Annotated in this window: 14 protein-coding genes; 13 read left to right on the top strand and 1 reads right to left on the bottom strand. The window is 72.3% G+C overall.

Translation table 11 applies throughout. The features are described 5' to 3' along the window. Positions 1-8: 8 nt before the first annotated feature. From BGM09_RS01895 to BGM09_RS01835, 13 genes are all read left to right on the top strand, one after another. On the top strand, positions 9-1,367 hold the full coding sequence (locus BGM09_RS01895; protein WP_188279581.1) for an aromatic ring-hydroxylating oxygenase subunit alpha: 1,359 nt from the start codon (positions 9-11) through the stop codon (positions 1,365-1,367). A 15-nt stretch (positions 1,368-1,382) separates the two neighbouring features. Continuing rightward, complete coding sequence (locus BGM09_RS01890; RefSeq protein ID WP_188279580.1) at positions 1,383-1,946, top strand: 3-phenylpropionate/cinnamic acid dioxygenase subunit beta; 564 nt, start codon at positions 1,383-1,385, stop codon at positions 1,944-1,946. Between the two features lie 47 nt (positions 1,947-1,993). Beyond that, complete coding sequence (locus BGM09_RS01885; protein WP_188279579.1) at positions 1,994-2,308, top strand: bifunctional 3-phenylpropionate/cinnamic acid dioxygenase ferredoxin subunit; 315 nt, start codon at positions 1,994-1,996, stop codon at positions 2,306-2,308. Beyond that, positions 2,305-3,570: an NAD(P)/FAD-dependent oxidoreductase gene (locus tag BGM09_RS01880; protein WP_188279578.1), complete on the top strand. Its 1,266-nt coding sequence runs from the start codon at positions 2,305-2,307 to the stop codon at positions 3,568-3,570. The genes BGM09_RS01885 and BGM09_RS01880 overlap by 4 nt, the downstream gene beginning before the upstream one ends. Further along, positions 3,567-4,424, top strand: a complete 858-nt coding sequence (locus BGM09_RS01875; RefSeq protein WP_188279577.1) for an alpha/beta fold hydrolase — start codon at positions 3,567-3,569, stop codon at positions 4,422-4,424. The genes BGM09_RS01880 and BGM09_RS01875 overlap by 4 nt, the downstream gene beginning before the upstream one ends. Beyond that, positions 4,424-5,236 (top strand): 3-(cis-5,6-dihydroxycyclohexa-1,3-dien-1-yl)propanoate dehydrogenase, encoded by an 813-nt coding sequence (gene hcaB, locus BGM09_RS01870; RefSeq protein ID WP_188279576.1) that lies wholly within the window; start codon positions 4,424-4,426, stop codon positions 5,234-5,236. Before BGM09_RS01875 ends, hcaB begins: the two co-directional genes overlap by 1 nt. 210 nt (positions 5,237-5,446) lie before the next feature. After that, positions 5,447-6,937 (top strand): MFS transporter, encoded by a 1,491-nt coding sequence (locus BGM09_RS01865; protein WP_188279575.1) that lies wholly within the window; start codon positions 5,447-5,449, stop codon positions 6,935-6,937. Between the two features lie 176 nt (positions 6,938-7,113). Then, on the top strand, positions 7,114-7,974 hold the full coding sequence (locus BGM09_RS01860) for a 2-keto-4-pentenoate hydratase (RefSeq protein ID WP_188279574.1): 861 nt from the start codon (positions 7,114-7,116) through the stop codon (positions 7,972-7,974). Between the two features lie 68 nt (positions 7,975-8,042). After that, positions 8,043-8,987 carry an acetaldehyde dehydrogenase (acetylating) gene (locus tag BGM09_RS01855; protein WP_188279654.1) on the top strand — a complete coding sequence of 315 codons (945 nt, stop codon included), beginning with the start codon at positions 8,043-8,045 and terminating at the stop codon, positions 8,985-8,987. A gap of 1 nt (position 8,988) precedes the next feature. Further along, the gene (gene dmpG, locus BGM09_RS01850) at positions 8,989-10,011 is read left to right on the top strand and encodes a 4-hydroxy-2-oxovalerate aldolase (RefSeq protein ID WP_188279573.1); all 1,023 of its coding nucleotides are present in this window, start codon (positions 8,989-8,991) and stop codon (positions 10,009-10,011) included. A 237-nt stretch (positions 10,012-10,248) separates the two neighbouring features. Continuing rightward, positions 10,249-11,535 (top strand): lycopene cyclase family protein, encoded by a 1,287-nt coding sequence (locus BGM09_RS01845; RefSeq protein ID WP_188279572.1) that lies wholly within the window; start codon positions 10,249-10,251, stop codon positions 11,533-11,535. 74 nt (positions 11,536-11,609) lie between these two features. Beyond that, positions 11,610-11,879, top strand: a complete 270-nt coding sequence (locus tag BGM09_RS01840; RefSeq protein WP_188279571.1) for a hypothetical protein — start codon at positions 11,610-11,612, stop codon at positions 11,877-11,879. After that, on the top strand, positions 11,876-13,423 hold the full coding sequence (locus BGM09_RS01835) for an FAD-dependent oxidoreductase (RefSeq protein ID WP_317452487.1): 1,548 nt from the start codon (positions 11,876-11,878) through the stop codon (positions 13,421-13,423). Before BGM09_RS01840 ends, BGM09_RS01835 begins: the two co-directional genes overlap by 4 nt. Positions 13,424-13,443: 20 nt before the next feature. On the opposite strand, the gene BGM09_RS01830 is transcribed toward BGM09_RS01835, so the two are convergent. After that, positions 13,444-14,367, bottom strand: a 924-nt coding sequence (locus BGM09_RS01830) for a DUF5914 domain-containing protein (RefSeq protein WP_188279570.1), incomplete at its 5' end; no start/stop codon positions are given.

Below are 14,367 nucleotides of genomic sequence, written 5' to 3'. Positions count from 1 at the left end.
AGAACACCATGAACGACTCCCCACGCGCGGTGGACCAGCTCGATGAGCTGGTCTCGCTCGAAAGAGGCGAGATCGACCGGCGCATCTTCAGCGACCAGGAGATCTTCGATCTGGAGATGACGCAGATATTCGGCCGGGCCTGGCTCTTTCTGTGCCACGAGACGCAGATTCCCAAGCGCGGCGACTTCTTCGAGGCCCCGATGGGATCGGACAACGTCCTCGTGGTCCGGCAGCGGGACGGCTCGATCCGCGCCTTTCTCAACACCTGTTCGCACCGCGGCAACGCGGTGTGCCGGGCCGAGGAGGGAAACGTCCGCAATTTCATGTGCACGTACCACGGGTGGACCTTCGGACTGGACGGCGAACTCGTCGGCGTGCCCGGCAAGTCCCTCTTCTACAAGGACAAGCTGGACCTGTCCAAGCACCCGCTGCGCAAGGTGGCACACCTCGACTCCTACCGCGGTTTCGTGTTCGCCACCATGGACGCGGACGCGCCGCCCCTGGAGGAGTACCTCGGCGCGACGGGCCGGCTCGGACTGGACCTGCTCGCCGAGCGCGGAGACCTGGAAGCCGTCCCCGGCGTCCAGAAGTTCACCGTCAGGGCCAACTGGAAGTTCACCGTCGACAACGTCTTCGACTACTACCACCCGCAGATCACCCACATGTCGGCCTTCGCCGTCGGTCTCATCCCGGCCCCGCCGAACGAGTTCGTCGACGGCGGCGCCAGGACCGAATCCGGCGCCGACCTCGAAGTCCCCTTCCTGCCCACCGACTTGCACAACGTGGTGATGGTGGGCGAGTACGGGCACGCGATCTCGGGTCCCGACCAGGAGTCGCTGGAGGTGACGGCCGGGGGCCGGGAGCAGTTCAAGTGGCGCTACACACCGCAGACCCAGGCCAAGCTCGGGCGCCACGGAAGCCGGGTGGCCGGCCACCCGCACATCTTCCCGACCGCCTGGGTCACGGCGAACGCCCAGCTCAGCCTGCGAGTGCCGCGCAGCCCCGACGTCACCGAGATCTGGTGGTACTCCTTCCGCGACAAGAACGCCTCGCCGCAGGAGCAGGCCGCCGCGCTGCACGCGCAGATCCACTTCTTCGGACCCGCCGGAATGCTTGAACAGGAGGACGGCGAGAACTGGGCGCAGTCCACCCTCCAGACCAAGGGCGCCAAGAGCCGCGAGATCCCCCAGCTTCTCAAGATGGGTCTCGGCACGTCCGAGGTCGTCAAGGACGACGGCCTCGCCGTCATCGACGCGCCCATCAACGAGCACGCCCAGTTGTGGACCTACCACGCCTGGCGCGAGTGGCTCCGAAACCCCACGTGGGAGGGGCTGCGCAAGAGCACGGTTCCCCACGACCGCTACTAGGCCCAGGAGCCCGCGATGACGACTCACGCCGTACCCGCAGCGCGTGCCGTACCCGTCCCGCACGCCGTCGATCTCGACACGCTGCTGCGGCAGCACGGGGTCGAGCAGTTCTACTCCTACGAGTCGGCCCTGCTCGACGCCCACCAGTACGAGGAGTGGGTCGACCTCTTCACCGAGGACACCCACTACTTCATGCCGCTGCGGCGGACGATGACCAGGCGGCAGTTGCACCTGGAGTTCACCAAGCCCGGCGAGATGGCCTACTTCGACGAGGACAAGCAGTTCCTCCGGACGCGGGCCGAGAAGTTCGCGACCGGGACCTCGTGGGCCGAGGACCCGCCGTCCCGTACCCGGCACCTCATCACCAACGTCCGGGTGACCGAGGACAGCGGCGCCGAACTCGTGGTGCAGAGCAATTTCCTGCTGTACCGCACCCGGCTCAAGAGCGACACCGACCAGTGGGTCGGCCGGCGCGAGGACACACTGCGGCGCACGGAGTCCGGGTTCGCGATCGCCAAGCGGTTCGTCTACCTCGACCAGACGGTGCTCCAGTCCGGCAACCTCAGCAACTTCTTCTGACCCGACCCGCCCCGCGCGCCGTCCCGCGCCTACCGAAAGGTGCAGCAATGCCGTGGATCCGTGCCTGTTCCGTCGACGAACTCGACGACGGTGACGCACTCCAGATGCCGACGGTGCCGCCCGTCGCCGTGTTCAGGGCCGACGGCGAATTCTTCGCCCTGAACGACACCTGCACGCACGGCCAGTCCTCGCTGGCCGACGGGTACGTGGACGGCGACCAGGTCGAATGCGCCTGGCACTTCGCGAAGTTCGACCTCAGGACCGGTTCCGTGCTGTCGCCGCCCGCGACCCTCCCGCTGTGCACCTACCAGGTGAAGCTGGACGGCGACGACGTCATGGTCGAGATACCGGAGCGGAGTTGAGCACGTCGGCCGTGTCCGGGCAGAGCTGCGTCATCGTCGGAGCCAGCGCCGCCGGCGTCTGCGCTGCCGTGGCCCTGCGCGGCCACGGCTACCGGGGCACCGTCACCCTGGTCGACGCGGACCCCAACCTCCCCTACGAACGACCGCCGTTGTCGAAGGGGCTGCTCGACGGGGAGTCCGCCGGTCTCGTGCCCATCCAGCCCTCGTCGGTCTATCAGGACCTCGACATCACTCTGCGGCTCGGCGAACGCGTCGTCGGCATCGATCCGGGCGCGCTCACCGTACGGCTGAGCGGCGGCGACGTCCTCGGCTGCGGGCGACTGGTGCTGGCGACCGGTGTCGCGGCGCGCCGCCTCACCACGCCCGGCGCCGACGCCGACAACGTCCTGTCGCTCCGGGACGCCGCCGACGCGGTACGGCTCAACGAGCGGCTGGCCCGCGGCGGCCCGCTGGTCATCATCGGCGCGGGCTTCATCGGCCTCGAACTCGCCGCCGTCGCCCGTCGGCGCGGCATCGAGGTGACCGTGGTCGAAGCGCAGCCGTATCCGCTGGCCACCGTGCTCGGACCGGCCGTGGCGGACCTGATGACGCGGCTGCACCGCGACCACGGGGTGCGGCTGCTGACCGGTGTCACGGTCACGGAATTCCTCGGCTCCCCGGCGGGCGTGGAGGCGGTGCGCCTGTCGGACGGCCAGCGCGTACCGGCCGCCACGGTCGTCGTCGGGATCGGCGTACGGCCGCGGACGGAACTGGCCCGTACGGCGCGTATCGACGTCGACGACTGGGGCATCCCCGTCAACGAGTTCGGCCAGACCAGCCGGGCGTGGATCTACGCCACCGGCGATGTCGCGAGCCAGCCGCACCCGCACCTGACCGCCCGGGGCCGGCTCGAGCACTGGGAGGCGGCGCAGCGGCACGGTACGGCGGTGGGCGGCACGATCGCCGGCCGCCCGGTGCGGTACACCGCGCCGCCCTACGCGTGGTCGGACCAGTACGACACCACGTTGCAGATCATCGGACGGCCCCGGCGGAGCGACGACTTCGTCCTCCGGGAGGGCGCCGTTCCCGACCGGTTCCTCGCCTTCTGGCTGCGGCACGGCCGGATCGCGGCAGCCGCGGGCATGGGCGCCGCCCGCGAGGTCGGCGTGGTGAAGCGGCTCATCGCGGGAAACGTGCCGGTCGACAGCCGACTGCTGTCCGACCCCGGCCTCGACCTGCGCGGAACACTCAAACAGCACCTCGTGAGAAAGAGCGCGCAATGACGACCGTCACCTCAGAGATCACCTACGACTCCACCTACCGGCTGGTCGACACCGCCGACTATCAGATCCAGATCAACGAAGCCGGTGACGGCGATCCCGTGTTCCTGATCCACGGCACCGGGCCCGGCGCCACCGGCTGGTCGAACTTCGAGGCCAACATCCGCGGACTCGCCGCCGACTTCCGGTGCATCGCCGTGACGATGCCGGGCTGGGGCGACTCGAACCCGCAGAGCGTGGCGACCGGACGCGACCAGGGCGCGGCCGTCACGCAGTTGATGGACGCCATGGGCATCGACCGCGCCGCCTTCGTCGGGAACTCCATGGGCGGCGCGGTCGGGATGGTCATGGCCACCGAGCACCCCGAGCGGGTCTCGCACCTGGTGACCATGGGCTCGGGCATCTGGGGCGTCAACGTGATGGCGCCGAACGGGATGTCCGAAGGCATCCGGATCATCTTCGACACCTACGAGGACCCCTCGCCGGAGAACTTCCAGAAGCTGGTCGAGGTGATGTGCTTTGACCCGGCCCACGCCACCCGCGAGTTGGCCGAGGAACGCTCGCGCACCGCCGTGAGCAGGCCGGAGCACCTGCGGAACTGGCTGGCGGTGATGCGCGCGGGCGTCGGCGCGACCGGCTTCGCGGAAGCGGGGCAGAAGATGGCCGGGTCCGACGTGCCGACCCTGATCGTTCACGGCCGGGACGACCGTACGGTGCACTACGAGACCAGCCTGCGCGCGCACGCCGTCATCCCCGACTCCCGGCTGCTGATGTTCGGCCGCTGCGGCCACTGGGCGCAGCTCGAACACGCCGCCGAGTTCAACGCCACGGTCAAGCACTTCCTGGAACACCACTGATGGCCGCCCGACAGGGACGTCTCGCCGGGCTGTCGGTGCTGGTGACCGGCGGCGGATCGGGGCTCGGCCGGGCCGTCGTCGACCGCTTCGTCGCCGAGGGCGCGACGGCCACGGTGCTCGAACGGTCACCGGAGAAACTGGACAGCCTGCGGGAGGCGCACGGCGACCGCGTACGCGGCGTACGCGGTGACGTCACCTCGGGAGCCGACAACGCCGCAGCCGTCGAAGCGGCCGTATCGGCCTTCGGAGGACTCGACACGTTCATCGGCAACGCGGGGCTGTGGGACTTCGGCCGGGCCGCGCTCGACATGTCGATGGCCGAACTGGAGAGCGGCTACGAGGAATTGTTCGGCGTGAACGTCAAGGGCTACCTGCTCGGCGCCCGTGCGGCGGCGCAGGCGCTCACCGAGCGGCGGGGATCGATGATCTTCACCCTGTCCAACGCCGCGCTGTACCCACGCGGCGGCGGCGTGCTCTACACCGCGTCCAAACACGCCGGAGTGGGACTCGTCTCGCAGTTGGCCTACGAACTCGCGCCGCGTGTGCGGGTGAACGCGGTCGCGCCGGGCGGGATGGCGACCGATCTGCGCGGGCCGCGCGCCATGGCGCTGGGCGACACCTCCATCAGCGACATGCTGCCGACCGGCGACCAGCTCCGTCGGTACTCCGCCCTCGACCTCGCCCCCCGCGCCGAGGACTACGTCGCCCCGTACGTCCTGCTCGCCTCGCGCGAGGAGTCCGCGACCGTGACCGGCGCGGTCTTCGACGTGAGCGCCGTGGGCACCCCGCGCCGCCCCGACCTCGCACCGTAACGCTGTCCCGCGCGCCGTCCCACCGCTCCCGGCGGTGACGAGTTTCGGCCGCGTTCCCCCAGGCAGAACGTATTGCTGGCCGCTCACATGGCCGAATCACATACTCCGGTCACCGGTCGCTCGCCGAGCGGCCCGCCCTCCGCCCGCAGGTGCCGACACCGCGGCGGGGATGGCCCCAGGGGCGTTCTTGACATGAGGAGAGGCAGTGCGATGACGCACAGCGAAACACACCACCAGGAAAGACAGCCCGTCGACAGACCCGTCGGCACCCGCGGGAGAAATCCCCTGATCGCCGTGGCCGCGCTGCTCGGCTTCACCTCGTCCGCGGTGACCTTCATGCTGACCCCGCTGCTTCCCGTACTCATGCGCGAGTTCCACCTGACGGTCGGCGACGTCGCATGGGTGCTCACCCTGCTGCTGATCGGCGGCGGCGTCAGCACGATCCTGCTGCCGCGACTGGCGGACGTGCTCGGCGACCGCGGAGCCGCGACACTGGGCGCCGCGCTCCTCGCGACCGGCATGCTCGTGCCGGGCATCTCGCACACCTTCCCCGCCATGCTGATCGGCGCGGCGGTCATGGGACTCGGCTCCGCCTCCGGTCAGCTCGGCGTCGGCGTCCTGCGCCGCCACCTGGCGGGCTCCTCGGTGCACACCGCGGTGATCGTCAGCCAGGTCGCACAGGCCGTCGGGGCCGGAGTCGGGCTCGTCGCCGGCGGACTGGCGCTGAGCCGGGTGTCGATGCAGGACTTCTTCCTGGGCGCGACCGTCGTGTACGTCGTGGTGGGGATCTGCGTCTGGGCCGTCATCCCGTCGAGTCCCCGCGACGCCACGGCCGCGTTCGGCATCGGGAATGTGATCGGCCTGGTCGCCTGGATCATCCTGCTGCTCTACGGCATCAAGACGGCCGGATCGGACGGCATCTCGTCGGCGAAGGCGATCGGCTTCGCCGCGACCGGTCTCGCGGGCGGGGCCGTGTGGGTGACACTGGAGAAGCGGTCGAAGACCCCGGTCTTCCATCTGGCGCTCCTGAAGTCCGGAACCGTCGCCCGCACGGTCTTGGCGGGCTTCACGATCGGCATGGCGATCCAGTCGGTCACGTTCCTCATCCCGTTCTACGTGCAGACGCCCCCCGCCGCGGGATACGGCCTCGGGTACGACGCCCTGGACACCGGGCTGTTGCTGCTGCCCTACTCGCTGCTCGGCGCGCTCGCCGGTATCGGCGCGGGCATCCTCGGCGCTCGTGCCAGGCCGCTGCTGGTGGCGGGGGCCGGCGCGACCTGTCACTGCGCCGCCGCACTCACTTTGATCCTGGCCATGTCCGGCGGCGCCTCCGTGGGGTCGTTCGTGGCCGCCGCGTGCGTCTACGGCGTCGGCAGCGGCCTGGTGGGCGTCGGACTGTTCAGCTCCATCCAGGGCAGTGTCCGCGCGGAGCTCACCGGAATGGGGATCGGCATGATCGGCATCATCATGACGATCTCCGGGGCGCTCGGCCCGGCGGTCTATTCGAGCATCCTGCAGTCGAAGAGTGTCGCCGCCATCCCCGGGGTGCCGGCCGAGGACCGGTTCCGTATCTGTCTCCTCGTCGCGGGCTGCTGCGACGTCCTGGTCGCCTTCATCTGCTTCTCGGCCCGGCGCGGACGGGTGCCCGCGTCCGCCGCGCAGCCGCCGGTCGGCGCGGCGGCCGACCGGCTGACCTCCTGACTTCCTGACCTCCTGAGTCAGGGGCCGGGCCGGGCGACGCTGCCGCCCGGCCCGGCCGGTCACCACCGCGTCGGACGCGCAGCGAAAAGGCACGGACGACAACCTCTGCCAATCAATCATTCGGCCGTCGCCGCCGGACCTCCGGCGGCCCCTGTTCTGTGGGGTGGCACACCACCATGGTTTCTTCCCGATCATCCACACGCCCTCACGGCGGCAGCGCACCTCGCCGACCGGCCGCGGCCGGCGAGGACGCCGTCGCCGCCGCGGCGGCCCGGCTCATCGACGCCGCGGCACGCGGCGTGCCCTGCGCACCGGTCCGCGACCTGATCGGCGCGGACGACCTGCCGAGCGCCTACGCCGTACAGGCCACCGTCGCGGCGCACCGCCTGCGGGCGGGCGCCCGCGTCGTGGGGCGCAAGATCGGCCTCACCTCACCGGCGGTGCAGCAGCAACTCGGCGTCGACCAGCCGGACTTCGGCGTCCTCTTCGACGACATGGCGTTCCTCGGCGGGGACACCGTCCCGATCGACCGCGTGACGCAGCCCCGGGTCGAGGCCGAGATCGCGTTCATGCTCGGCGACGACCTGACCGAAGGCCCGCTCGACCACGCTCAGGTCCGGGGCGCGATCGCCTGGGGTTCGGCGGCTCTCGAAGTGTGCGGGAGCCGGATCGCCGACTGGGACATCAGCTTCGCGGACACCGTCGCCGACAACGCCTCGGCCGGGGCGTACGTCATCGGTCCGCGGCGGCTCTCGCTCGACGCGTTCAGCCCGGTGGAGCAGCGGATGTCGATGTCGATCGGCGGCGACGAGGTCTCCGCGGGCACCGGCGCCGCGTGCCTGGGCGACCCCGTCGCGGCGGTCGTCTGGCTCGCCCGGACCGCGCGGGAACTCGGCGATCCGCTGCGCGCGGGGCAGCTCGTGCTGTCCGGCGCGCTCGGTCCGATGCGTCCCGTCGTCGAAGGCGATGTCGTCGTCGCCCGGCTGTCCGGGCTCGGCGCGGTGCAGGTGCGGTTCGGCAAAGGAGAGCGGGCATGACGAAGACAGCGGGCACGACGGGTACGACAGACGCGACGAAGGCCACGGGCGCGGCGCGTACGGCAGGTGTGACGAAGACGAAGGTCGCCGTCATCGGATCGGGCAACATCGGCACCGACCTCATGATCAAGGTGCTGCGCAACGCTCAGCGCCTGGAGATGGCGGCCATGGTCGGCATCGACCCCGCCTCCGACGGGCTGGCGCGTGCGGCCCGCCTCGGGGTCGCGACCACCCACGAAGGCGTCGAGGGTCTGCTGCGGCTGCCCGGCGTCGAGGACATCGCGATCGTCTTCGACGCCACGTCGGCCAAGGCCCACGAAGCGAACTCCGCCAGGCTGGCCCCGCTGGGCAAGCGGCTCATCGACCTCACGCCCGCGGCGATCGGGCCGTATGTCGTCCCGGCGGTCAACCTCGACGAACATCTCGCGGCACCCAACGTGAACATGGTGACCTGCGGCGGCCAGGCCACCATCCCGGTCGTGGCCGCCATCAGCAGGGTGGTGCCGGTGCCGTACGCGGAGATCGTCGCCTCGATCTCGTCGAAGTCCGCGGGGCCCGGCACCCGGGCGAACATCGACGAGTTCACCGAGACCACGGCGGCGGCGATCGAGCAGGTCGGCGGGGCGCGGCGCGGCAAGGCGATCATCATCCTGAATCCCGCGGAACCGCCGCTCATGATGCGCGACACCGTCTTCGCCCTCGTCCGCGCACCCGACGCCGAGGACCGGGAACGGATCAGCGCGTCGGTGGAGCGGATGGTCGCCGACGTCGCCGCCTACGTGCCCGGCTACCGCTTGAAGCAGCGGGTGCAGATCGACCGCATTCCGGCCGGGCAGCCCGTGCACAGCCTGCTGGACGCCGCGGCCGACAGCCCCACCCACCAGGTGTCGGTCTTCCTGGAGGTCGAGGGAGCCGCGCACTACCTCCCGGCCTACGCAGGGAATCTGGACATCATGACCTCGGCGGCCCTGAGGGTCGCCGAGCGGATCGCCGCGGCGAAGGCAGGAGTCTGAGATGTCGGCTGCGATTTTCGTACAGGACGTGACGCTGCGGGACGGCATGCACGCGGTACGCCACCGCATCACCCCCGAGGACGTACGACGCATCGTCACCGCCCTCGACGCCGCCGGAGTCGACGCGATCGAGGTGGCGCACGGCGACGGACTCGCCGGCGGATCGGTCAACTACGGTCCCGGGTCCCATACCGACTGGGAGTGGATCGAGGCCGCCGCGGACGTCCTGCGGCACGCCCGCCTCACCACCTTGCTGCTCCCGGGCGTCGGAACGATCCACGAGCTGGAGCGGGCGTACGAACTCGGTGTGCGATCCGTGCGCATCGCGACGCACTGCACCGAGGCGGACATCTCCGCGCAGCACATCGCCGCGGCGCGCGAACTGGGCATGGACGTCTCGGGCTTCCTGATGCTCTCGCACCTGGCCCCGCCCGAACAGCTCGCGCGGCAGGCCAAGTTGATGGAGTCCTACGGTGCGCAGTGCGTCTACGTCACCGACTCCGGCGGGCGGCTCACGATGGCCGACGTCGCCGCCCGCGTACGGGCCTACCGGGACGTCCTCGACGACTCCACCGAGATCGGCATCCACGCACACGAGAACCTCTCGCTGTCGGTCGCCAATTCCGTCGTCGCGGTCGAGAACGGCGTCCGGCGCGTCGACGCCTCGCTGGCGGGCCACGGCGCGGGAGCGGGCAACTGCCCGCTCGAAGCCTTCATCGCGGTCGCCAACATCTCCGGATACCAGCACCGCTGCGACCTGTTCCGGCTCCAGGACGCCGCCGACGACATCGTCAGGCCCCTGCAGGACCGCCCGGTGCGCGTGGACCGGGAGACCCTCACCCTCGGATACGCCGGTGTGTACTCCTCGTTCCTCCGGCACGCCGAGGCCGCCGCAGCCCGCTACGACGTCGACGTGCGCACCATCCTCATGGAGTGCGGCAGCCGACGACTGGTCGGCGGCCAGGAGGACATGATCGTCGACATCGCGCTCGACCTGGTGGCGGCCCGGAGCCCGTCCGTCTGAGACGGCCGCGGACGTCAACGACGGGAGGCGGCGGGCACAGCGCGCGCGGCGGTGGCCGAGGTCCCGGTGAGGCGTGCCGCCAACAGCCGCTCCGAACGGCCCGGCGTCCCCCTTTTGGGAGATCGCCGCTCGCCGCGCGTCCCGCGTGCATCCAACCGGGCCTTCGCTGCGGAAAGATCTGCAACGCGGCAGCCGGTCCCTGACGGCCCGGAGTTCGTCGCGCCGGGAGGAGTACGAGTGCGGGACGCGGACGTCGTGATCGTGGGTGCGGGCGCCGCCGGGCTCTCGCTGGCCCACCGGCTGTGCGCGCCTACGGCAGGCCGGCACCGGCCCACCGTGGTGCTGGTCGACGCACCGTCCGGCCCGCTGCGACCGCCGGAGCGCACCTGGTGCTTCTGGGAGCCGCCGGGCGGCCCGTACGACGCGGTCCTGGCCGCCTCCTGGGGCCGGTTGCGGGTCCGGGGGCCCGACGGCTCGGCCACCGTGGCGGATCCCGCGCCGTTCCGCTACAAGATGCTGCGGTCGGGCGCCTTCGAACGGCTGGTGGGCGAGCGCCTGTCGGGACCGGACGGCTGCCGCCGGATCGAGGCGGTGGTCGAGTCCGTCCAGGACACGGCCACCGGCGCGCGGGTCCGCGGGCACGACGCGGCCGGTCTGCCCCTGGAGCTGAACGCCCGCTGGGTCTTCGACTCCCGCCCGCTCCCACGGCTCCCCGCGGCCCGCACGACGCTGCTCCAGCACTTCAGGGGCTGGTTCGTCAGGACCGCGGACGACGCCTTCGACCCCTCGGTCGCCGACCTGATGGACTTCCGCACACCGCGGCCCGCGCACGGACTGTCCTTCGGCTACGTGCTGCCGCTCGGACCCCGGCACGCGCTCGTGGAGTACACGGAATTCTCCGCCGGGGTCCTGGACGCGGCGCGGTACGACGCGGCGCTGCGGCACTACACCGACGACGTGCTGAGACTCGGCCGGTTCGAGGTCACCGGCGTGGAGCAGGGCGTGATCCCGATGACCGACGGGCGGTTCACCCCGCGCGCCGGGCGTTCGGTGTTCCGGATCGGCACAGCGGGCGGCGCGACCCGCGCGTCGACCGGCTACACCTTCGCGGCCGTCCAGCGGCAGACCCAGGCCGTCGCCGACGCCCTCCTGACCGGCCGTCCCACGGTCGGCGGCCGGCCGCGCCGCGCCCCCGTACCGCCCTCCCCGCACTCGCGCCGCTCCCGGGCGATGGACGCCGTCATGCTGCGGGCGCTGGACACCGGGCGGGTGGACGGCGCGGACTTCTTCACCGGGCTGTTCCGCCGGGTGCCGACCGAGCGCCTGCTGCGCTTCCTCGACGGGGGCTCCGGTCCGGGGGAGGACTTCCTGATCGGCCTGAGCACCCCGGTCGCCCCGATGCTGCGGACCGTGGCCGAACTGCCCTTCCTCCGCAGACACGGGCCCCGCGAACCCGGTCCCCGCGAACCCGGGCCCCGCGAACCCGTCGTCCGCAGACCCGACCCGCCCCGGTCGCACCCGTGAGCCAGCGCCCCGGCGCGGCCCGCGCGATGTCGCCCCGGCCCGATGCCGCCACCCCCCACAGGAAGTCAGCGCCCATGCCCCTGTTGCGAGACGACGCGTCGTCGTCGGCGTTCGACCACGGCTCCGCCCGCTACGACCGGCTGACCGCGATGAACCCCGGCTACCACGCGCACCTGCGCCGTTCCGCCGGCTGGCAGACCGGCATCGCCCACACCGTGCTCGGCCGGGCACCCCAGGCCCCGCCGCGCGGCGAGCCGGAACAGGGGTCTCCCCACCCGCCCCGAGATGAGCCCGAGCATCAGCCCCGGAACCAGCACCGGCATCAGCCCCGGGACCCGCGGTGACCGGGCGGCCCGCCGCGCCCCGCCGCGGTCGCGACCGGCGTGCCCGGACGATCCCCGCGCCGCCCGGCCGCCCCCGCTTCGGCGCCGACGCCCCCGAGGTCGCCGTCATCGGCGGCGGCATCGCCGGACTCGCCGCCGCCACCGGCCTGGCGGAACGCGGCGCCCGGGTCACCGTGTACGAGCGCGAGCACAGCCTCGGCGGACGATTGGCCGGCTGGTCCACCGACCTGGCCGACGGCTCACCGGTCACCATGAGCCGCGGCTTCCACGCCTTCTTCCGCCAGTACTACAACCTGCGCGGCCTGCTCCGCCGCGCCGACCCTTCCCTCGACATGCTCACCGCGCTGCCCGACTACCCGCTGCGGCACAGCAACGGCCTGTACGACAGCTTCGCCCGCGTCCCGCGCACCCCGCCGTGGAGCGCCCTCGGCTTCGTCGCCCTCAGCCCGGCCTTCGGCTGGCGGGACCTGCTCCGGATGAACCCGGCCGCCGCCCTGCCCCTGCTGGACGTGCGGGTGCCGCAGGTCTACGCACGCCTCGACACGGTCAGCGCCGCCGACTTCCTGGCCCGCATCCGTTTCCCCGACGCCGCCCAGCACCTCGCCTTCGAGGTGTTCTCCCGCAGCTTCTTCGCCGACCCGCGTGAACTCTCCGCCGCGGAGCTGGTCCTGATGTTCCACATCTACTTCCTCGGCTCCAGCGAGGGCCTGCTCTTCGACGTCCCCGACGAGCCGTACCCCCAGGCGCTCTGGGAACCGCTCGGCCGCTACCTGGAAGGTCACGGCGCGGACGTGCGCACCGGCACCGAAGTGAGCGCGGCCGGGTCAGCGGGGCCCGACGGCCCGACGGTCACCGCCGACGGCAGGACGCGGCGCTTCGACGCCCTCGTCCTCGCCCTGGACAGCGGCGGCCTGCGCCGCCTGGCCGCCGCCTCGCCCGGTCTGTGCGACGCCCCGTGGCGGGAGCGGGCCGAACGGCTGCGCACCGCGCCGCCGTTCCTCGTCTCCCGGCTCTGGCTGGACCGGCCGGTCGCCGCCGACCGGCCGGGCTTCCTCGGCACCAGCGGTTTCGGCCCGCTCGACAACATCAGCGTGCTGGAACGCTGGGAGGGCGAGGCTGCGCGCTGGGCGGCCAGGACCGGCGGCTCGGTGATCGAACTGCACGCGTACGCCTACGCCGCCGACGACCGGACCGCCGCCCGGGACCGGCTGGTGCGGCAGATGCACCGGGTGTACCCGGAGACGGCGCACGCCTCGATCGTCGACCAGCGGCACGAATGGCGGGCGGACTGCCCGTTGTTCCCGGTGGGCGGCTTCCACGACCGACCCACCGTCCGCACCCCGCACCCCGCCGTCACGGTGGCGGGCGACGCGGTCCGCACCGACCTCCCGGTCGCCCTCATGGAACGCGCGGCGACCACCGGCTTCCTGGCCGCCAACGCCCTGTTGGAGCGGTGGGGCGTGCGCGGCCAGACGCTCTGGACGGTCCCGGAGCGCGGCCGCTCGGCCGTACTGCGGGCGATGGCGGCTCTCGGCGACAGGTGACGGGACGGGGCTGCGGGACCTCAGCCCGGGAAACGGCCGGTGGCGCGCAGCGCCCAACGCCGCTCCGCGTACGCCAGGTCGTCGCGCCACAGCCGCCCGGCGGCCCTGCGCATCAGCGGGCGCAGCACCGGGGCGGCGGCCCGCGCGACCGCGAACCCGCGGCGGTCGGACGCGGCGACCACCGCCTCCACCACCGCGGTCCGCGGGCGCCCCGACCGGTCGGGGCCGAGCGGCGTGGCGTGCGTCTCGACCACGGAACCCCGCCCCTCGCCCTCGGTGATGTGCATGACGACGGTCCTGGGCTCCGGCGCCGTGAACACCGCGCGCACCGGCACCACCGCCCGCCCGGCGACCTTGAAGGACACGTCCACCGCGAACGCGTCGTGCGCCGCGTCGGCACCGCCGGCGGGCGTGCCGACCACCGTGAGGTCCGTGAACGAGTACGGGTGCAGCCATCCGCCGTGCCACGGGTCGAGCCGGTTGGCGACCACATCCTCCGGCTCGCACACCCCGAAACCCGTATAGACCGCCGCCAGGGCGCCCGCGGGCTCCGGCCGTACCGGCACCAGCGGGGCGGCCGTCGGCTCCTCGCCGCCCACCCGGTCCAGCCGCACCCAGACCAGCAGCCCGTCGTCGTACACGGGGTACGGCTCCCAGCCCGCGAAGGGCGCGCCCTTCAGGGACAGGCCGTGCCAGTGGCAGATCAGCGTCCCGCAGCGCACGGAGCTGTCCTTGAGCGGTGCGCCCAGGTGCGGGCAGGCGCCGGGGCCGCCGCGCAGCGTGCCCGCCGCGTCCCGCCACAGCACCACCTCGGTGCCGCCGACGGTCCTGCCGTACGGGCGGCCGTCCGTGACCGCGCGGGAGCCGCCGACGACGAACCAGTTGCCGGACGGCCGGGCCAGGGCCCGCTTCAGGGCGTCGCCGATCAGCCGCGGCGCCGCGTC

It is taken from the genome of Streptomyces sp. CBMA29, assembly GCF_014596445.1.
GTDB lineage: Bacteria > Actinomycetota > Actinomycetes > Streptomycetales > Streptomycetaceae > Actinacidiphila.
The sequence above is the reverse complement of the archived record's forward strand: the minus strand, read 5'-3'. Positions and strand labels throughout refer to the sequence as shown.

What these genes read in the sequence shown, in the direction of transcription:
- BGM09_RS01885 (WP_188279579.1), top strand. Translation starts at nt 1,994, where the DNA reads ATGCCGTGGATCCGTGCCTGTTCCGTCGACGAACTCGACGACGGTGAC.
- dmpG (WP_188279573.1), top strand. Translation starts at nt 8,989, where the DNA reads ATGTCGGCTGCGATTTTCGTACAGGACGTGACGCTGCGGGACGGCATG.
- BGM09_RS01875 (WP_188279577.1), top strand. Translation starts at nt 3,567, where the DNA reads ATGACGACCGTCACCTCAGAGATCACCTACGACTCCACCTACCGGCTG.
- BGM09_RS01860 (WP_188279574.1), top strand. Translation starts at nt 7,114, where the DNA reads ATGGTTTCTTCCCGATCATCCACACGCCCTCACGGCGGCAGCGCACCT.
- hcaB (WP_188279576.1), top strand. Translation starts at nt 4,424, where the DNA reads ATGGCCGCCCGACAGGGACGTCTCGCCGGGCTGTCGGTGCTGGTGACC.
- BGM09_RS01840 (WP_188279571.1), top strand. Translation starts at nt 11,610, where the DNA reads ATGCCCCTGTTGCGAGACGACGCGTCGTCGTCGGCGTTCGACCACGGC.
- BGM09_RS01895 (WP_188279581.1), top strand. Translation starts at nt 9, where the DNA reads ATGAACGACTCCCCACGCGCGGTGGACCAGCTCGATGAGCTGGTCTCG.
- BGM09_RS01865 (WP_188279575.1), top strand. Translation starts at nt 5,447, where the DNA reads ATGACGCACAGCGAAACACACCACCAGGAAAGACAGCCCGTCGACAGA.
- BGM09_RS01890 (WP_188279580.1), top strand. Translation starts at nt 1,383, where the DNA reads ATGACGACTCACGCCGTACCCGCAGCGCGTGCCGTACCCGTCCCGCAC.